Here is an 18,935-nt window from a genome sequence, read left to right as displayed (position 1 = left end):
ATATATTTAGTATAGTGACCAAGAGGAGCTTCGCAACTCTTTCCTACAAAACCTCTTAAAATCAATGAAAAACATCAATAACGTCCTTATGCCGACATTCATATTGACCAAGTTACCGGAAAATAATCCTTCAATTGGTCAATACCGGTTGATCATCGGCCGCGGGCCATCCCAATCAGGGGGATTCTGGCAAATTCAGTCTCTTCAGAAGCTCTTGCATGGCTTCGCGCCGCAATTTCGACAAGCCTGGATCGGCGTCTATGTCCTCGGCGGCCCGGTTGTTTCCCGCGAAGCGGTAGAGCGGCGGGGCGAGCAAGGGCAGCCAGGCCGGCACCCGCGGATTGTCACGCAGCGCGCTCAAGTCCCCCGCGATCAATTCGCTCAATTGCCGATCCTTGACGATCCGGCGCGCCCGTTCACCCGCCCATACCAATTCCGGCCAGCGCCGCGCCGGATCGGCCAGGGCGCGCTCGCGGAAATAAAGCGCGATCTTGCGCACGCGGGACGGCCCCGCGTTGGGTTCCATCACCGAACCGAAATAGCTGGCGCCCAGGACGAAACTGTAATCCGAACGCTCGTCGAGGCGGTCGAGAACCTTCAGCCAGTCGACAACCCGGTCGTAATCGTAATCGATCAAGGGGCGGACCCGGCCGCCGCCATCGCCGACGTCCTGAAGCCAGCGGGCCAGAACGCGGAACAAAAACTGGTCGTCGCCCAGGGCCAGCCCCTTGATGCCCTGCTCGTTCAGGGGAAACGGCATCTCCTCGATGGCCGGACGCAGCGGCCGCAGGATGCGGGCATAGCCGACCTGGGCGCATAAAAGCGCGACCAGGACGATCCATAACAGGGGATGGCGGCCGGCCGGCGCCATGGCTCAGAACCGCTTGACGTGAAGATCGCGGATGGTCGCGGCCAGCAGCAGGGGCAGGTAAATCGCCGTCTGCACCGCCAATTCGCGCAATCCCCATCCGCCGCCCGGCCCATAAACCAGCCAGCGGCTTTGGCCGAACAGATCGATCCGCGGCATCACGGCGGCGATGATCTCGACGACCCATCGATTGACATCGTTCAGCAGGGCCTGATCGAAGCTCGCCGTATGGCTGACGGTGATGGCATGCAGAAAAGCGGCGGAACGCGCCAGCAGATAGAAGCCGAGCGCCGCCATCACCGAGGCGCCGGCGCTTTCCAGCGACATGGCGCAGAACAGCGCGATGGCCACCACGATGAAGCCCTCCAGGGTCAGGCTGACACCCCATTCCATCAATCCCGCGCCATTGGCGGAAAAAGCCACCATCAGCAGCAGCGGCGCCACGATGGACAGCAGAAGGGCGATCAGGGCGTAGGCGCCGAAATAGGCCAGCACGAAGGACGTCCGCGAAATCGGCCGGGCCAGGATGGCCTCGATCTCGCGGGTTTCATACATTCTGCGGACATGGAAACTGATGAAGGTGATCAGCCCCAGGACCAGAATCATCCGCGTCAGCTCGCCGCCGAAGGCCAGTCCGAACTCCCGCTTTTCGGCCAGCGCCGAGGCGGCCAGAAACGTCGCCCCGCCAACCCCGGCGACGAGAGCCACCAGAAAGGCGGCGATCAGGCGGTCGCGAATCGCCGTGATCAACACGTAGCGGAGCGTCGTCAGCATGGTTCAGTCCCCCACCGGCTCGCCCCGTCGCCGGGGAAGGCGCGCAATGCTCAGAACCCCAGGGGCCGGGGATCGTGCATGTAGCGCTTGTAAAGATCCTTGTCGGCCCAATCCACCGTGTCATTGCCATGAACGATGGTGGCCTTGAGGAAGATCACCAGTTCGGTCATCTGCGTCTGATCGGTGTTGGCCTTGAACAATTCACCGACGACCGGCGCGTCCTCGACTCCCGGCAGGCCGCTGTCCTGCTTGCTCGCCACTTCCTGCATCAGGCCGCCCATGACGACGACGGCGCCGGAGGGAACGGTGACCACAGAATCCATCTCGCGCACGTCGATCACCGGCACGCTGGAACTCGCGATGGCGGCGGTGATGTTGGCCGACGAACAGGCGTTGCTCGACGAACTGCCGCAGGCGCTGGCCAGCCCCAGGGCGACGGCCGGATCGGAAACCGAGCTGCCGGGCCATGCCGTCACCGTCGGACGCAGGCCCAGGACCACCTGATCCTTATCCAGATCGATGGCCGGCTGCACCGTCATCACCACTCCGATCGGCAAGGTCTGCAAAGTGCTGTTGTAGGTGGCGGTCTGCGACGCCGACGAGCCCGTGGTCGAGGGGGTGGAGGTCACCGTCGCCGTCAGTTTGAAATAAACCTTGTTCTCGGCCACCTTCAGCATGGCGGTCTGATTATTCATCACCGTCAACCGGGGACTGGACAGGGTCCGGGTGGTCCCGAAGGCCCTGATCAGATTGATCATCGCCGACAGATCGCCGCCGAAGGTGGTAAAGCCGATATTGAACCCCGTCGAGCCGAACGGCTGGGTCAGGTTGCCGGGAGTGGGCAGTGATGGAATCGAAGCCGTCGTGCTGGTGCTCGGGTTGTTGGAACTGATGCCGAAGCCGGTCCCCTTCAAATTCTGACGCAGCGCCACCCAGTCGACGCCGGTGCTGTATTTGTCGTTCAGGCTGACCTCGACCACCTTGGCCTCGATCAGCACCTGGGCCCCGGCCTTGGCCAGCGCCTTGTCGAAATAGGCCTTGACCAGCTTCTGCTGACGTCCCGTCGCATAGACCGAGACGATCCCCGCCTGCTTATTGACGCTGTAGCTGGCCGCCGAAAGAGCGCTCGCCGGAGGGGCCGCGGGGGCCGGCGGCGCGGGAACGACGGCGCGCGCCAATTCGGCGGCGGCGCTCTTCACCGCCTCGCCCGGTTCGCCGGCCGATCCCTCGCCCGCCTCCAGCGGCAAGGCGCCGGTTCCGCCCCGCACGGCCTTCAGCGGGCTCGCCGGGACCACGGCCGAACTGATCATCGAGCCGGTCGTGTTGGTGGCCACCGGCTGATTGCGGGGATTGGAGTTGGCCAGGATCTGCTTGAGATTGGTCTCGACCTCGGCCCAGGCGTCGGAAGTCGATTTGCTGCTCACGTCACTGGTCGAGGTATTGGTGCCGCCACTACCGCTACCGCTCCCCTGAATCATCGTATTGATATTGGCGCTGCTGGCGATATCCGTACTCGTGCTGCGGATGGAATTCAGCAGATCGAGGTGATAGCTCTCGTGATACATGCCGTCCACCTCGACATGCAGCACATTGTTCTTGAAGGAATAGCGCAGATTGCCGAGATCGCAGATGCGGTCGACCACGTCGAGGAACGGACGGTCCCTGGCGGTCAGAATGATGCCGCCGCCGATATTGGGATCGAGGTCGAGATCGACGTCGACCTTGCGGGCCAGTTCCAAAAGGACGTCGCGCAACGGCACCGAGGGATCGGTGATGCTGACGCTGACCAGACGCTGGGCCACCGACGGCGGCGGCGGCGCGGCCAGGATGGGCTGAAGATCGGGAATGGGCGGCGGCGCGGCGGAACGATCGGCCGCCGGCGGCGGGTTGCGTTCCAGCAGGTTCTTGTAGTCCGCCTTGGTCAGGCCGTTATCGGGAGGGGCGCAGGCCGCCAGCACCGCCGCCGCGCAGAAGGAAAACAAAATCCCGCGACCGGCGGAATGGCGGACGTCCAATCTTCCCGAATAAAACCCAAACACGGAATTCCCCCATTCCCCACCAGCGTCAAAGGATAAAGGCCAATCCACCCCGATTCAATCTCCAGTCCTGGTAATGGGCAAAGTGGGGAAATGGGAAAAGAGAAAAAGACGCCTCATCCCGGCGCCAGCACGGCCAAGACGGCGGGATGGAACAATCCGACGAGAAGACTGACGCACAGGGCCGGTCCGAAAGGAAAGACCGGCCCACGGCCGGACAGCCGCCAGACGACGCCCAACAGCAATCCCGTCAGCCCGGACAGCAGGAGATAGGCGCCGAGATCCTGCAACCCCAGGTAATAGCCGGCCACACCCAGGAATTTCACGTCGCCCAGACCAAGGCCATCCCTGCCCCGCCAACGCTTGAATCCCCATCGCAATCCATACGTCACCACCACCCCGGCAACCGCGCCGGCCAGGCCGTCCCACCAGCCGCCGCCGTCCCACCAACGCCAAATGACCGCCAGCGGGGCCAGAAACAGAAGCATGGCATCGGGAATGATCCCCGCTTCGAGATCGGCCACGGTAATCACCGTCAGTCCGAACGCCGTCAACGCCAGGATCACGGCGCCCGGAAGATCGCCGACGCAATGCCGCCACGCGGCGAGGAACAGAAGCGCGACAAGCAGTTCGATCACGGGATAGCGCCAGGATATGGGCTGCCCGCAATGCCGGCAGCGGCCCCGGGCCGCCCCCCATGACAAGAGGGGAACCAGATCGGCAACGCCGAGCGACACGGCGCATTTCGGACAGCGCGACCGATCGTTGCCGATCGGCAGGCCCAGCGGCAAGCGGTGACTGAGGGCCGTCGCCAGACTACCGAAGACCAGACCGAACAGCACGAAGACGGTGGCTTCTCCCAGGGAACCCGGTCCGCTCAATGGCCGCGACCGCTGCCGTAAATTCCCGGTCGTCCCGGCAAGGTGGCGTTGATGGCGGCATCGTTGGTCACCGGAATATCGACAGGAACCGGGGCCGCCGCCGGCGCGGCGACGGGAGCGGTGGGCGCGGAGGTCGAGGTCCCCGTCGTGGAGGCCGCCGCCGGGACTGTTGCCGCCGAGGAGGTGACGACCTTGGGGCTTTGGGTTCCGCTCTCCGACGGCGGCGAAGCCGAAACCGGCGCCACGGGCGCGGCCGTGTCCGGCGGCGGTTCGTCACCGGAAACCGATACCGGCACCGACTTCGTCTTGCGGGGGGCGCCCCGTTTCGGCTTGCCCTGGTGCGTCTTCGTCATCGCAGTCGCCACGGAGGGCGAGGCCGTCTCGGGAGCAGGCGATATCGCGGCGTCTCCCCCGGCATCCGCCGCTATCGGCGTCACCGCCGGGGCAGTGGCGGCCGGCAACGGAGGAGGAACCGCGGCGGCGGCGGGCGGCGGCGACATGACGGATTGCGGGGAACTCTGCGACGGCGCCGGCAAGGCGACCGGCGCCGGCGCGGCGGAAACCGTCGCCGGTTCCACCAGGACGACGACCCGATGGGTTGCCGACCAGGCGAACCAGCCGCCGACGCCGGCGGCCAAGGCGGCCAGCAGCGAAACGACGACAGCGCGGCGCCCGAACGCCCCGAAGCAGGCCTTCAACCAAGTCCAGTCAAAGCCGCCCCCGGTGACCAGCCCGGGCGTGTCCTTGATCGCCTCTAGAACATGGGCGCGCCGCACGGTGGGCGATCCTTCGGAAAAGGCGACCAGCATGCTCTTGTCGGCGATGATGTTGACCACCCGGGGAATGCCGCCGCTGCGGCGGGCTATGGTGGTCAGGGCTTCCTCGTTGAAGATGTCGTAATCCACGCCCTGGCGGCGCGACACTTTGAGACGGTGCGCGACATAGCGCCTGGTTTCCGCCTCGGTCAGCGGCTTGGTGGAAAAGGAGAAGACCACGCGCTGATTCAGCTGCCGGAGGGCCGGATCGCGCAGCAATTCGTCGAGTTCGGTCTGCCCGAACATCACGACCTGCAAAAGCTTGCTTCGTTCGGTTTCGAGATTGGAGACCAGACGAATGGCTTCCAGCCCGCTCTTGCCCAGATGTTGCGCCTCGTCGATGACCACCACCGCCAGACGGCCCCTGGCATGCTCCTCGACCAGGAAACGGTTGAGGGCGGCATAGGGAGAGATATCGCCGGCCGGCGAGACGCCGAATTCCTCGCATACCGTCAGGATGATCGACTGGGCGTCGGCCTGGGGAGCGTTGATATAGGCGACCGCCTCGGTTTCGATCAGCTTGTTGATCAGAAGACGGCACAGCAGGGTCTTGCCGGTACCCACCTCACCGACGATCTTGACGATGCCGCTTTCACGCCGGAGCGCGAACTCCAGCGAGGCAATGATATTGGTATTCTCTTGCGTCGGATAATAATAATCGACGTTTGGCGTCAGCGAGAAAGGATGATCTTGCAGCCCGAAATGGGCGAGATAGGGCATACGGTCACCTCCCCTGCAGATAACGCAGACGTTGGCGAATTTGATCGAGCGGCACCGGCAGCGACGATGCCCCCCCCAACAAATCGACGGCTTGGCGGTAGGATGCCACCGCCGCTTCCCGGTCGCCAGCCCGGTCCTGCAAAATCGCCAGATTAAGACGATAGAGGCCGTTGTCGGGCGATTGCGCGACCGCGTCGCCCAAGGCCAGGATCGCCGCGGCGAGATTGTCCCGCCGGGCTTCGATCGAGGCGATCTGGGCGGAAATCGGGCTGAATGCCGGATAGTTCTTCTGAAGTACGCGCAACTCCCCCAGCGCCTGATCGGGCGCAAGATCGGCGACGATGGCCGTCGTGTTGGTCAGCGCCTCGCGGTTGCCGGGATCGATCGCCAGCACTCTGCGATAGCTTTCCCGCGCATCGCCATAGCGACGCAGTTTGTGTTCCGCCGTGCCCTTGCCCAGCAGGGCGGCGACATTCCTGGGCGAGGATTTCAGGATCTTGTCGTAAAGGCCGAGGGCGCCTTCGTACTGGCCGCGCATCAGCATATCGTAGGCGGTATTCGCGTCTTCATGATTGGGCGCCGCCGCCACCGAAACGGCGATCGAGGAGGCGCCGTCACGCCCGGTCAGATCGGCCGTCGCCGTCCGCCGGTCGACGGTGACCCCTTGGGCCAGCGCGGGAGCCATCCTTTCGCGCCGGATGCGGTCAAGAACGGCGGGAAGATCCTCATCGGCCTGTACGACTTTCGGCCTTCCAGCGGCCGCCCTGCCGGCAACCGGCAAAGCCGGCGCCGTCGAGACCGGCGCGGGCTTTGCCGGAACGACGGGAGCCGGAGCGGCCTGTATCGAAGCGGGTTGGACCGGAGCGGGTTGAGACGGCTCGACCGATGCCGCCGCCGCTTGCGGCGAAAGCGCCCCCGCCTTCTCGCCGACTTGTGCCGGCGCGGCGTCGGGCACGGCCGGCATCACAGCGGGCGGCTGCTGGGCCAGGGTGGGAAGCTTGCGCGGCGATCCCGGCACTTTGGGCGACGGGGCCGAGACGCGATCAAGACCGGATAGCAGGTCATCTCCGAACAGAACAAAGACGCCGGCCGCGATGGCGAGACCCGCGGCCACTGCCGACAGCGCCACAGGCAGGCGACGCCGGCGAGCTGGCCGCCCCCCCATCAGAGGCAGGCGCGGCGTCGGCATCGGATCGGAACGCAGTGTCTCCCGAGCCTTGGACGCACGCTCCAAGGCTTTGTAGAGAACGCTCATGCCTGCACCTCAAAGGGAAACGACACCCCACCCCCAAATGATCGAACCGCCCATTTCAGGCCACGAATCTAGCATGGAACCCCGCCGTCGCCCATCACTGATGATGGGATTTTCAATAACGATCGATGGCAATTCTTACCCACCATTTCTAAAAGGGCATATGCACGCGAAAGACCTCGGGCGGATTAGCGATATTCTTCATTTTTGGCTGCCCAATGCTTTGAAAACCCGCTTCGATCTTCCCTTTCACGTCCTCGTAAATATCGGCGCAGATGGAAATTCCCCCTGGCGCCGTCACCGATTCCATGCGCGCCGCGATATTGACCCCCTCGCCGAACACGTCCTTTTCGGTACGGATGACTTCACCACGGTGAATGCCGATACGGACCTGCAATTGATCGTGGGTGGGGCGAGAGCGGTTCAATTCCCGCAATCCCGTCTGCATGGCGATGGCGCAGCGCAACGCGTCGAGCGAACTTTCGAAGACGACCATGAAGGCGTCGCCGATGGTTTTGATTTCCTTGCCGCGATGGGAGGTGATCGCCTTGCGCATCACGACATTGTGTTCCTTGAGCAGGGCGTAGGCGGCGGCCTCGTCCTTTTCCATGCGCGCGCTGTATCCGACGATATCGGTCATCATGACGACCATGACCTGCTTCCTGTCGGCATCGGGGCGCGTCACCTCGAATGCCCGCGCCGTCCCCGAGGGAGAGAAAACAGCCGATGAGGCGGCGATCCGCCGCCTTTGCAGCGCCAGGCGAAGAGCCCCGCCGACGATGCTCACCGGCAACCAGAGACCGGCCACAGCAACGGCGGCGATCAGACATGCCACCACGATATCGGGATAAAGCACGCGGAATTCGGCATTGCTCGAAATGACATAAAACAGGGCGCCGTAAAGTCCCGTCCGCGCCGCCCAGCCGACGATGCCGCCCGCCAGGACCCGCAGAAAAAGAAACAGCAGAGCGACGGCGACGGCCACGGCCGCCAGCTTGGGCTCGTAAAAATAAAGAGCGGTTTCCCAGGTCGATTGAAAATAGAGGGGAAGAACCGCCACATAACCGATAATTATTTTGATATATTCCGCAATAATTATCGGCATCTCCCCTCACCCGTCACGCCCTGCGGAAGACCCGCGCGGCGGACGTCTGAACGCGAGCGTTCCCCCGCCCCGGTCCGGATATAACGGACATATGCGACTTTTCCGGTAAGACCAACCCCAGAGGTCAGCCTAGCACGAAGCGGAAGCGCCTGTGGAGAGGTCAGTGCATACTCCGGTGAGAAAGATGGGGCTTGATTCAAGCCCTGTCGTTCGCGAACCTTCAGGCGACGAAGGCATGTCCTTCCCTGCCATGCACATAGCCGTTGGCGAACTCGACGTCCGGCGGCACCAGATCGGCCAGGCGCCCGGCCGCCTCTTTCGCATCCAGGGCCCCATCCAGAACGCGACGAAACAGCCCGGCCACCGCCACCATGTCGCCGCTCTGGGGCCACAGGCGGAACCGGTGGATGCCGGCCTTCCGCAGATCCCCAAGTTCGCCCAGGAGATTGGCGTAACGCGAGGACATGGTCTGGGTCCCGTTGACGGTGAGAAAGGCCAAGCCGTCCATGGTGTCAACGGCCATGCCGTCGAGATCCTGTCCGCAGACGTATTGACAGCCGTCCTTGTGCAGATTGTGCGAGCGTGCGTGATAGCAGCGGGCCGAAAGGGCGAGAGGCAGGCGGCCGAAGGACTGCACCTCGATTTCGGCCTTGTCCTCGGCGGCGAGGATCGTCAGGGTTTCCAGCGGCAGCTCCGCCGGCAGGCAAATCCGCCGCGCCCCCCTGCCGGCGAGATAGCCCAGCGTTCCCTCGTTATAGACATTGACGAAGGGCCCGATCATATGCGGCCGTCCGGCCAGATCGGCGGCAATGGCAAGATCGTTGGCCTCGACCAGCAGATCACCCGCATCCAGGGCCAATGCCCGCATGGCGTCGCGTTCGCGCTCCGACATGACCAGGGCGAGCGAGGACAGGACGACCTCCTTGCCGGCGGCGGTCAGGCGGTCCATGACCTCCGGCAGATGGGGCGCGAAAAACGGCTGGCGCTTCGAACAGACCACCTCGCCCAGATGCACCGTGTCGACTGGGGCCTCGTCGGCCAGGCGGAAATAAAAGTCGCGCCAGACTTCCGGCCGCCAGTTGAAGAGCACCGGGCCGACGGTCAGTTTCGCCTCTCTCATCGCCAGCTCCGTTCATAGGCGCCGGCGGTCTGCCGGCCCCCTTCGGTGATGTCCTCCAGCGCCATGTCGGGCGGCGTTTCGCCTCGGGCGATGGCGTCGACCGCCTGGCGAAAGGACCGCACCACATTCGCCACATAGGCCCGGCCGCGCTGCCGGCCTTCGATCTTGAAGGCCCGCACGCCGGCGGCGATCATCTCCGGCAGAATGGACAGGGTATTGAGCGAGGTCGGCTCCTCGAAAAGATAGTTCAGACGACCGTTGGCTTCGAAGCGTCCCTTGCAGAGCGTCGGATAGCCGGCCGGCTCGCCGGCACCGAAGGTATTGATGGTGAAGCCGCCCAACTGGCTGACCACCTTGTCGCCTTTTTCGATATAGCGGACATGGCTGGCGGGCGAGCAGGCGCCGTTCATGTTCGGCGATTTGCCGGTGGCGTAGGAGGACAGCGCGCAGCGGCCTTCCGCCATCACGCAAAGCCCGCCGAAGACGAACACCTCCATCTCCACCGGAACGGCCGCGCCGAGACCGGCGATTTCGGAAACGGTCAACACCCGGGGCAGCACGGCGCGGCGAATGCCGAAAGCCTCATGATAGAAACGGATGGCTTCGGCCGAGGAGGCCGAGGCCTGCACCGACAAGTGAAGCCGCAAATCGGGATGTTTGCGGGCCGCATAGTCACAAAGGCCCAGGTCGGCCAGAATCACCGCATCGACACCGAGCCTCGCCGCATCATCGACGGCGCGGTGCCAGATCTCGGGATGGCCGGCGCGGGGAAAGGTATTGATCGCCACATAGACCCGGCCGCCGCGAGCATGGGCGTAGGCCACTCCCTCGGCCAGTTCCTCGCGGCTGAAATTCAGGCCGGGGAAGTTGCGGGCATTGGTCTCGTCGCGAAAGCCCAGATAGACGCAATCGGCCCCGGCATCGATGGCCGCCCGCAAAGCCGCCGGCGTTCCGGCAGGACAGACCAGTTCGACGGGCGATTGGGACGCCGCCATCACGGCCGCTCCCGCTGACGAAGACTCCGGCGCAGGGTGGCCACTTCGCTTTCCAGCTCGGCCAGGCGGGCCGACTGGGCATCGACCCCTTTCAGCGCCTGCCCGACCAAGGCCCGGCGGATCAGGTCCATGTCACGCGACAGGCGATCGAACAGCCGGCCTCCGACCAGACCGACACGCCGAAGCGGCCGGGCCAGTGGGCCCAGCGTGGCGGCGAAATCGGCATCGAGATCGATGCCGGCTCCGTCGACCGCATTGCGCAGCGCCAGCACCACCTCGGTATCGCCTTCGATGACCAATTGACGCGAGAAGAAGACCGCGTCGCCGTCCAGGCGCCCCTCGGCCAAGGCGAACAGCAGGCTCAAGGGCCCGCGAACCACCGCCGTCGTCGTCATATCCGAAAAATCGCGGCGCACCGTGAGCCGGGGCCGATCGGGCCGCGGTTCCAGGATCAGAACGAACGGCAGATCGACGGGATCGATGCCGACCACCGCATCGGGATAGGCGCTCAATCTTTCCAGAATATCGGGATGCCGGCGTCGCACCACCGCCATGACACCGTCGAACAACGGCTGGAGAAGGCGCGGCGGTACCGGCGTCAACGCCACCCCAGCCAGCAGAACCGGCGAAAACGGCGGATCCACGGGGCGCGAACGCTCCGTGCGTTGATACTGCATAACAACCCCGATTTTTTTATGGCCAGAACTCGCAGCAAAGCATCCGGGGGACCGCCGCGTCAAGAGATCCGGCGACAAGGCCGTTCACCCGCCGGCCAGGAGACCTTCGAGGATTTTACCGATCTCGGGGCCATCCCAGGCGGCCTCGCCTTCGACACGCACCACTTCCCGCCCCTGGCGGTCGATGAGCAGCGTGGTGGGAAGCCCGCGAATTCCCAGCGCCGTGGCGCTGTGGCTCGACGGATCGAGATATTTACCCAAATGGGAGATGCGCAGATCCTCGTAGAAACGATCGACCACCGGTTTACCCTTGCGGTCCAGGGAAACGGCCACCACGACCAATCCCTTGTCGGCCAGTCGGCCCTGCAGCTTGTCGAGTTGAGGGAATTCGGCGCGGCAGGGCGCGCACCAGGTGGCCCAATAATCAAGCACCACCACCTTGCCCTTGAACGCCTCCAGCCCAAGCGGGCGGCCGTCCTGATCGGTGAAGGTCACAGATGGCACGAGCTTCGGCGCCGAGGAGAGCAGCAGCTCGCCGGCATGCGCGGAATGCCCCATGGCGACGACCAGCAGAAAGCCGAAAAGACGGGCAAGCCGCCCGCGCGGGGCCCTCACAGGGCGAGTCCGACACAAAGCAACAGGCCATAGGCCAACTGCACCTGGGCCGTTTGCCCGAGAATCCGATTGAAGGCCGGCCCCGGCGCCTCGCGGAAGAACCGCCTGACCATCACCAGGGCCAGGGGCAGGCCGACCAGGGCCACCCAGGCGTGCCCGCCGCGCAGCAGAAGGTCGAACACCGGCAGCAGGGCGAAAGGAGTGACCATCAGCAGGGCGTAAAGCCACCGGCTGATCCGCGGACCGGCGACGATAGCCAGGGTCCGGCGCCCGGCCCGGGTATCGGCCACGATGTCGCGATAGTTATTGACCAGCAGGACCGCCGAGCCGAAGCAACCGATGGCGACACCGCCCAGGACCGAAGCCACCGTCACCCGCCCCAGATGCAGCCAATAGGTTCCAGCCACGGCGCCGATGCCGAAAAAGATCAGGACGCAAATTTCACCGAACGGCGTGTAGGCGATAGGCAGCGGACCGCCGGTGTAGGCCCAGGCGGCCAGCAGACTGGCGACGCCCAAAAGAAGAATTGGCCAACCGCCCATCCAGACCAGGCTGAGGCCGGCCAGCGCCGCCACGACCGTGCAGACCATGGCGCCGCGCTTCATCTGGGAGGGTGACAGAAGACCCGCAGCCGTCACCCGCAGCGGCCCCAGGCGATCGGGACCGTCGGCACCACGCTCGTGATCGGCGACATCGTTGTACAGGTTGGAGCAGATCTGGATGGCCATGGCGGCGACCAGCGCCAAGGGAATGGCCAGGCAATTGATGCGTCCGTCGCCGCTCCAGGCGATCGCGCTGCCCACCGCCACCGGAACCGCCGAAAGGCTCAGGGTTCGCGGACGGATGGCCATCAGCCAAAGGACGAAAGGCGACGGCCGGGGAGCAGCAACTGAAGTCGACATAAAATCCTCTATGGTTCAAAACTCAGGGCTTGTCACGAAATTAACGCTCCAAACCCCACGGTTTCAGATGACGTCCACGCTCCGCCCCGGCGGGCCGAAGCGCCGCTCGGGCTCAGGCGACCGGCATGACCGACAGAATGCCCAATAGCACGGCAGGGCCCCGTTTATCCACAGGATCGTGCCCCGGAGCGGAGCGAATCCGCCCGAACGTCTTATAGCAAATCTCGACAAGGGCCTGTGGCACTTATCGTTTAGCCAGAACCTCAGTCATCCGCCATGCCGAATCAATCATTTCCCTCCGGCAAAATCAGACCTGGCGGCAGTCGGGTCGCGGCATCGCCTTTGACACCGTCCAATTGCCCTTGGATCAAACCGCCCACCTCTGACAAATCGGCTTCGGCCAGATTGGCCCCGACGAGAATGGCGCCCGTCAGGTCGGCGTCGCCGAATGTCGCCCCGGTCAGATCGGCTCCGCCCAGGTCGGCGCCCTTCAGGCTGGCCTGGGAAAAGACGCACCCCCGCAATTTGGCATGCCGCATGCGGGCCACGGCCAGATTGGTCCCGACGAAGGTGCCGCCGAAAACGTCGGCATTGCGAAGGTCGACGCCGTGCATATCGGCCCCGGTGAAATCGGACCCGGAAAGCTCGGCGCGCCGCAGCATCGCCGAGCTCAGCACTTTGCCGCCGAGGGCCAGACCACACAACTCGCGCCCTTCGAGGTTGGCCCGGCGGCCGTCTCCGCCGCTGCTGGCAACCCATGAGGCGTGGGCCTCAAGGATTGCTTCGATCCCGGCCCCAGCGTCCTTTTTGGCGCCGTCCTTGTCCTGGAGCGGGTCCGCCAGGGCAATGTCTTTCTTCTTTTTTTTCTTGTTTTCCGCGAGGGCGGCCAGTTCCAGCGGCTCCGACGGCGCCTTCCCGACGGCGGCCGATTCGTCGGGCCATGGCCGGATCTCGGCCACCGGAGGGCTTGCGACCACTTCGATCGGATCCGTCCCCCGGTTCGATTTGGCTGGAGGCTCGACAGCGCCGATACCGCCTCCCGAGCGGACCGTCATCGCCGGAGGCGGCGAGGGAAGATCCCGTCCGACGGGTCGTGCGGCCACCCTGACCGCCTTTTGGGCGGCCGTTCGCCGCTCGACCGGCGGGGGCGGCGGCGCCTCTCCGACGGGGACGGACGCCGGAGCGGATTCCTCGACGGCCACCTTGGCCGCTGGAAGAACTTTCGACGCGGCGTCGGCGACGGGTTCCCCCGCCGATTTGAACAGGCGCGGATTGGTCGCCACGCCGACGACCGCCTTCAGCAGTTTCTCGCCCGATACCGGTTTTTGCAGAATGCCATGAATACCGAAGGCCGTAACGCGGGCCAACTGGGTCTTGTCCAGCGTTTTCACCAACAAGATGACCGGCATTTCGGGAGCGGGACTGTCCTCGCCATGACGCAACCACCGCAGCATCTGGATGACGGGGGTGTCGTCCTCGGGCACCTCGATGAAAGCGATATTGATTTCCTGGTGGGAAAGACGCGGCACCTCGGTGACGCGAGCCGTACTCTGGACCTCGCAAACCCGGCGGTGAAGAAACAGGCCGCGTGCAAAAAAACGGAACTGTTCGTCGCGATCGACGATCAAAATCCGTTGCTTGGTCCAATCAATAGCGGAAACCGCACTCACTCATCCGCCCCCTTGCCAAACCCGGGCGCGGCTCATTGTGGCGCCGTTTGCAAAGCGCGTCGATAACCTTAGGAGGGTTATCCAGTTCAGCCCATCACCACCGATTGCCGGTTCAGCCCACCGCCACCGACGGGGCGAATTTATAGCCGAAACCGTGACTGGTCAGAATCATCGCGGGGGACTTGGGGTCGACTTCCATCTTGCGGCGCAAGCGGCTGACCAGAACGTCGATGGTACGATCCACCGGCGTCCAGAACTGACTGCCGATGGCATCGAGAAGCTGATCACGCGACAATACGCGGCCGGCACTGTTGACCAGGGCGGTCAGCAAATCGAATTCGGCCCGCGTCAGATTGATTTCCAGGCCTTGCGGATCGATCAGGCTGCGCTTGGCGAGATCCATCTCCCAGCCGTCGAAACGCCGGACTTCGCTGCCGGGCGGGCCATCGGCCCGGCGTCCGGCGCGCGGCATGTTCAGACGGCGCAGCAAATTCTTCACCCGGGCCACCAACTCACGCGGGAAAAACGGCTTCGTCACGTAATCGTCGGCGCCCATCTCAAGGCCGATCACGCGATCGATATCCTCCTTGCGCGAGGTCAGCATGATGATGCCGACATCCGATTTGGCACGCATTTCGCGGGCGATGTAGAGACCGTCCTCGTCAGGCAGGTTCAAATCGAGAAGTATCAGATCAAAACGATGATGAGCGACCAGATCATGGGCCTGCGCGGCGCGCTGCGCAGTACTGACGCGAAAGCCCTCAGATTCCATGAGAGTTGCCAACATGGCGCAGGTGGCCGGTTCATCTTCCAATACCAGGATGTGGTAGTCCCTGCCCATTTCTTGCCTTTCTTGGCTTTATGTAGAAATTCGAATGAACCGAGGGGCAACCATTTACTTTTTGGGACCCTGAAGCCGAATATGCCACCGACTTTAATGGGTTGCAACAAAGGTAACACATGACAAAGGTCACGTCTGCCAATGGTTCCCGCCTCAAAGTAGCCCAAAAGACAGGCCGCGCCCTTGACTGCCCAAAAATCGGACAAATCTTGGCTTGCGATGAACCCGGCTTTGAGCCATTGATCGCAGACGGCCATCATTTCGGGGAGCCACATGAGCATTCACGTCGCCCTCAACCATAAGACGACCTACCAATACGACCGCCCGGTCAAGGTTTCACCCCAGGTGGTCAGGCTTCGCCCGGCCCCCCATTCCCGCACCAGCATCCTATCTTACGCCCTTAAGGTTGAGCCTTCCGGCCATTTCATAAATTGGCAGCAGGATCCCCAGGGCAATTTCCTGGCTCGCCTGGTTTTTCCAGAACCGGTCACGGCATTGACCTTCGAGGTCGATCTGGTCGCCGAAATGGCCGTTTTCAATCCTTTTGATTTTTTTCTCGAGCCGTCCGCCGAAACCATTCCCTTCGACTACGACCCCACCTTGAGCGAGGAACTGAAACCCTTCCTGGTGGCCGAGCCGGCGGGACCGGAACTCGCGGCCTTCCTCAAGGGCATCGACCGGACGGCCTGCCGGACCATCGACTTCCTGGTCGGCCTCAACCGCGATCTGCAGCATTTGATCGGTTACGTCATCCGCATGGAGCCCGGCGTCCAAAGCTGCGAGGAAACGCTGGGCAAACGCACCGGGTCGTGTCGCGACAGCGCCTGGCTGCTGGTGCAGACGCTGCGCCACCTGGGGCTGGCCGCGCGGTTCGTCTCGGGCTATCTCGTGCAATTGGTCCCCGACCAGAAACCGCTGGACGGCCCCGCCGGACCCGAGCGCGACTTCACCGATCTTCATGCCTGGACGGAAGTTTACCTGCCTGGAGCCGGCTGGATCGGCCTCGATCCGACCTCGGGCCTCCTGGCCGGCGAGGGACATATCCCCCTCGCGGCCACGCCCGAACCGGGAAGCGCCGCGCCGATCACCGGCCTGGTGGAACCCTGCGAGGTGGAATTCGCCCATCACATGGAGGTCAGGCGCATCGTCGAAACGCCGCGCGTCACCAAGCCCTACACGGACGAACAATGGGCCGGCATCGACGCTCTGGGGAACAAGATCGACGAAATCCTGCGATCCGGCGACGTCCGCCTGACCATGGGCGGCGAACCCACGTTCGTCTCGCTCGACGACATGGACGCCGACGAATGGAACACCGCCGCCGTCGGGCCGACCAAACGCCAGAAAGCCTTCGCGCTGATCAACCGGCTCCGCGACCGCTTCGCGCCTGGCGGCCTGCTGACCTTCGGCCAGGGAAAATGGTATCCCGGCGAAAGCCTTCCTCGCTGGGCCTTCTCGCTTTATTGGCGGGGCGACGGGAAACCGTTGTGGAACAATCCAGATCTGGTCGCCGCGGAAGACGCCGAGGATCAGCCCGACGAGGAAACCGCGCGCCTGTTCGGCGAACGGCTGTGCCAGCGGCTGGGGCTGGACAGCCAATATCTGGTGGCGGCCTACGAGGATCCGCTGCACTACATCGCCCGCGAACAGACGCTGCCGGTCAATGTCGATCCGCTCGACTGCAAGCTCGATGATCCCGAGGAAAGGGCCCGCCTCGCCCTGGTCTTCAGCCGTGGCCTCGACCGTCCCGTCGGGTTTGCCCTGCCGATCCAGCGCTGGAACGCCAAGGATCGGCCCCGCTGGATCACCGGCCCCTGGCCGATGCGCCGGGGACGGATGTTTCTGGTCCCCGGCGATTCGCCCCTGGGCTATCGGCTGCCGCTCGAATCGCTGCCCTGGATTTCGCCCTCCGCCTATCCCTGGACCTACCCGGAAGATCCCTTCTCGCCGCGCGGCCCCCTGCCCGATCCGCAGCAGTTGCGCCAGTCCCCGCCGACGGCCCAGCCTAAACGGCAGGCAACGGGCTCGCCGACGGCGAAACCGACGGCCATCATCAAGGAGCAGGCCACAACACCCCTGGGCGAAGTCCGCCAAACAGCTTCCGGCTGGATTTCCGATACCGTCCGGACGGCGCTCGGACTGCAACCGCGCGGCGGCAAGCTGTGCCTCTTCATGCCTCCGCTCGACAATGCCGACGACTTCGTCGAACTGGTGAGCGCCATCGAGGAAACCGCCGACGACCTTTCGGTGCCCGTGCATATCGAGGGATATCCGCCACCCACCGATTACCGGCTCAATCTCATCAAGGTGACCCCGGATCCCGGCGTCATCGAGGTCAACATCCACCCGCAGTCCTCGTGGCCGGCGCTGAGGGACACGACGGCGGCGCTCTACGATTGCGCCCGTCAGACCCGTCTCGGCACCGAGAAGTTCATGATCGACGGCCGCCACGTTGGAACCGGCGGCGGCAACCATATCGTCGTCGGCGGGGCGACGGCCCCCGACAGCCCGTTCCTCCGCCGCCCCGACCTCCTCGGCAGCCTGGTCCGCTGTTGGCAGAACCACCCCAGCCTCAGCTATCTGTTCTCCGGCTTGTTCATCGGACCGACCAGCCAGGCGCCGCGCGTCGACGAAGCGCGTGACGACAGCCTCTACGAACTGGACATCGCGCTCCGCCAGTTGCCCTTGCCGGGCCTTGAGGTGCCGCCGTGGCTGGTCGACCGCATCATGCGCAACGTCCTGACCGACGTCACCGGCAACACCCACCGCACCGAAATATGCATCGACAAGCTCTATTCGCCGGATGGCCCCACCGGACGGCTCGGCCTGGTCGAATTCCGCGCTTTCGAGATGCCGCCGCACGAAAAGATGAGCTGCGCCCAGCAGCTTCTTCTCCGCGCCCTGATCGCCCGTTTCTGGTTCGAACCCTATCGCGCCCCGCTGGTCCGCTGGGGACACGCGCTGCGCGACCGCTTCATGCTGCCCCATTTCCTCTGGCGGGATTTCACGGATCTTCTGGACGACATGCGCCGCGCCGGTTTTCCCTTTGAAAATGCCTGGTTCGCCCCGCATTACGAGTTCCGCTTCCCGCGGTACGGCAACGTCCGCCACGGCGGCGTCGGCGTCGAGGTCCGCCAGGCCCTGGAACCCTGGCATGTCATGGGAGAGGAACCCGGCGCCGGAGGAACCGTGCGTTACGTCGATTCCTCGGTCGAACGGCTGCAGGTCAAGGTCGACGGCCTGGTGGGCGAACGCCATGTGGTGACGTGCAATGGCCACCGTCTGCCGCTGACGCCGACCGGAACGCCGGGAGAGTACGTCGCCGGCGTCCGCTTCCGCGCCTGGCAGCCGGCGTCCTGCCTGCATCCGACCATCGGCGTGCATGCCCCTCTGATCTTCGACGTGGTCGACAGTTGGAACAAACGCTCGCTGGGCGGCTGCACCTATCACGTGGCCCACCCCGGCGGACGCAATTACGAAACCTTCCCGATCAACGCCAATGAGGCGGAAAGCCGCCGTCTCGCCCGCTTCTTCGCCATCGGTCATACGCCGGGCGAAATGTCTCCGCCGCCGCCCGAGCCCAATCCGGATTTTCCCACCACCCTTGACCTGCGGCTCTCAGTTCGGTGACGATAGAACGCGAATAACCCGTTTTTGGTGTGTG

At 64.2% G+C, this 18,935-nt stretch carries 15 protein-coding genes; 1 reads left to right on the top strand and 14 read right to left on the bottom strand.

Translation table 11 applies throughout. The features are described from left to right. Positions 1 to 175: 175 nt before the first annotated feature. The 14 genes from CWS72_RS01335 to CWS72_RS01270 all read right to left on the bottom strand — a co-directional run bounded on the left by CWS72_RS01335 (position 176) and on the right by CWS72_RS01270 (position 15,271). Positions 176 to 871, bottom strand: a complete 696-nt coding sequence (locus CWS72_RS01335) for a hypothetical protein (RefSeq protein WP_101248747.1) — start codon at positions 869 to 871, stop codon at positions 176 to 178. 3 nt (positions 872 to 874) lie between these two features. Beyond that, positions 875 to 1,642 (bottom strand): hypothetical protein, encoded by a 768-nt coding sequence (locus CWS72_RS01330; RefSeq protein ID WP_101248746.1) that lies wholly within the window; start codon positions 1,640 to 1,642, stop codon positions 875 to 877. Between the two features lie 50 nt (positions 1,643 to 1,692). Continuing rightward, positions 1,693 to 3,681: a type II secretion system protein GspD gene (locus CWS72_RS01325; RefSeq protein ID WP_146002584.1), complete on the bottom strand. Its 1,989-nt coding sequence runs from the start codon at positions 3,679 to 3,681 to the stop codon at positions 1,693 to 1,695. Positions 3,682 to 3,794: 113 nt separating this feature from the next. Continuing rightward, on the bottom strand, positions 3,795 to 4,559 hold the full coding sequence (locus tag CWS72_RS01320) for a prepilin peptidase (RefSeq protein WP_101248744.1): 765 nt from the start codon (positions 4,557 to 4,559) through the stop codon (positions 3,795 to 3,797). Then, the gene (locus tag CWS72_RS01315) at positions 4,556 to 6,094 is read right to left on the bottom strand and encodes an ExeA family protein (protein ID WP_101248743.1); all 1,539 of its coding nucleotides are present in this window, start codon (positions 6,092 to 6,094) and stop codon (positions 4,556 to 4,558) included. Before CWS72_RS01315 ends, CWS72_RS01320 begins: the two co-directional genes overlap by 4 nt. A gap of 4 nt (positions 6,095 to 6,098) precedes the next feature. Next, positions 6,099 to 7,349 carry a tetratricopeptide repeat protein gene (locus CWS72_RS01310; RefSeq protein ID WP_101248742.1) on the bottom strand — a complete coding sequence of 417 codons (1,251 nt, stop codon included), beginning with the start codon at positions 7,347 to 7,349 and terminating at the stop codon, positions 6,099 to 6,101. 148 nt (positions 7,350 to 7,497) lie between these two features. Continuing rightward, positions 7,498 to 8,451 carry an adenylate/guanylate cyclase domain-containing protein gene (locus tag CWS72_RS01305; protein ID WP_101248741.1) on the bottom strand — a complete coding sequence of 318 codons (954 nt, stop codon included), beginning with the start codon at positions 8,449 to 8,451 and terminating at the stop codon, positions 7,498 to 7,500. Between the two features lie 220 nt (positions 8,452 to 8,671). Continuing rightward, the gene (ubiV, locus tag CWS72_RS01300) at positions 8,672 to 9,571 is read right to left on the bottom strand and encodes a ubiquinone anaerobic biosynthesis protein UbiV (RefSeq protein WP_101248740.1); all 900 of its coding nucleotides are present in this window, start codon (positions 9,569 to 9,571) and stop codon (positions 8,672 to 8,674) included. Then, entirely contained in the window at positions 9,568 to 10,566 is a 999-nt protein-coding gene (gene ubiU / locus CWS72_RS01295; RefSeq protein ID WP_101248739.1) for a ubiquinone anaerobic biosynthesis protein UbiU, read from the bottom strand. The genes ubiV and ubiU overlap by 4 nt, the downstream gene beginning before the upstream one ends. Next, positions 10,566 to 11,210 carry a ubiquinone anaerobic biosynthesis accessory factor UbiT gene (ubiT, locus tag CWS72_RS01290; protein ID WP_241911522.1) on the bottom strand — a complete coding sequence of 215 codons (645 nt, stop codon included), beginning with the start codon at positions 11,208 to 11,210 and terminating at the stop codon, positions 10,566 to 10,568. The genes ubiU and ubiT overlap by 1 nt, the downstream gene beginning before the upstream one ends. Before the next feature lie 117 nt (positions 11,211 to 11,327). Beyond that, positions 11,328 to 11,858 (bottom strand): TlpA family protein disulfide reductase, encoded by a 531-nt coding sequence (locus tag CWS72_RS01285; RefSeq protein ID WP_241911521.1) that lies wholly within the window; start codon positions 11,856 to 11,858, stop codon positions 11,328 to 11,330. Then, the gene (locus CWS72_RS01280; protein ID WP_101248737.1) at positions 11,855 to 12,760 is read right to left on the bottom strand and encodes a 1,4-dihydroxy-2-naphthoate polyprenyltransferase; all 906 of its coding nucleotides are present in this window, start codon (positions 12,758 to 12,760) and stop codon (positions 11,855 to 11,857) included. Before CWS72_RS01280 ends, CWS72_RS01285 begins: the two co-directional genes overlap by 4 nt. A gap of 284 nt (positions 12,761 to 13,044) precedes the next feature. After that, positions 13,045 to 14,430 carry a pentapeptide repeat-containing protein gene (locus tag CWS72_RS01275; RefSeq protein WP_146002583.1) on the bottom strand — a complete coding sequence of 462 codons (1,386 nt, stop codon included), beginning with the start codon at positions 14,428 to 14,430 and terminating at the stop codon, positions 13,045 to 13,047. A 112-nt stretch (positions 14,431 to 14,542) separates the two neighbouring features. Continuing rightward, complete coding sequence (locus CWS72_RS01270; protein WP_101248735.1) at positions 14,543 to 15,271, bottom strand: response regulator; 729 nt, start codon at positions 15,269 to 15,271, stop codon at positions 14,543 to 14,545. A gap of 273 nt (positions 15,272 to 15,544) precedes the next feature. Between CWS72_RS01270 and CWS72_RS01265 the strand changes: the two genes are divergently transcribed. Then, positions 15,545 to 18,901 carry a transglutaminase family protein gene (locus CWS72_RS01265; RefSeq protein ID WP_101248734.1) on the top strand — a complete coding sequence of 1,119 codons (3,357 nt, stop codon included), beginning with the start codon at positions 15,545 to 15,547 and terminating at the stop codon, positions 18,899 to 18,901. The last annotated feature ends 34 nt before the right edge of the window (positions 18,902 to 18,935 follow it).

The organism is Telmatospirillum siberiense, from assembly GCF_002845745.1.
Lineage (GTDB): Bacteria > Pseudomonadota > Alphaproteobacteria > Rhodospirillales > Magnetospirillaceae > Telmatospirillum > Telmatospirillum siberiense.
Note: the sequence above shows the minus strand (reverse complement) of the source record. Positions and strands in the feature narration are given on the sequence as shown.

Excerpts from the sequence above, each read along its gene's own strand:
- CWS72_RS01335 (WP_101248747.1), bottom strand. The coding sequence starts at position 871 with ATGGCGCCGGCCGGCCGCCATCCCCTGTTATGGATCGTCCTGGTCGCG.
- CWS72_RS01330 (WP_101248746.1), bottom strand. The coding sequence starts at position 1,642 with ATGCTGACGACGCTCCGCTACGTGTTGATCACGGCGATTCGCGACCGC.
- CWS72_RS01315 (WP_101248743.1), bottom strand. The coding sequence starts at position 6,094 with ATGCCCTATCTCGCCCATTTCGGGCTGCAAGATCATCCTTTCTCGCTG.
- CWS72_RS01310 (WP_101248742.1), bottom strand. The coding sequence starts at position 7,349 with ATGAGCGTTCTCTACAAAGCCTTGGAGCGTGCGTCCAAGGCTCGGGAG.
- CWS72_RS01305 (WP_101248741.1), bottom strand. The coding sequence starts at position 8,451 with ATGCCGATAATTATTGCGGAATATATCAAAATAATTATCGGTTATGTG.
- ubiV (WP_101248740.1), bottom strand. The coding sequence starts at position 9,571 with ATGAGAGAGGCGAAACTGACCGTCGGCCCGGTGCTCTTCAACTGGCGG.
- ubiU (WP_101248739.1), bottom strand. The coding sequence starts at position 10,566 with ATGGCGGCGTCCCAATCGCCCGTCGAACTGGTCTGTCCTGCCGGAACG.
- CWS72_RS01280 (WP_101248737.1), bottom strand. The coding sequence starts at position 12,760 with ATGTCGACTTCAGTTGCTGCTCCCCGGCCGTCGCCTTTCGTCCTTTGG.
- CWS72_RS01270 (WP_101248735.1), bottom strand. The coding sequence starts at position 15,271 with ATGGGCAGGGACTACCACATCCTGGTATTGGAAGATGAACCGGCCACC.
- CWS72_RS01265 (WP_101248734.1), top strand. The coding sequence starts at position 15,545 with ATGAGCATTCACGTCGCCCTCAACCATAAGACGACCTACCAATACGAC.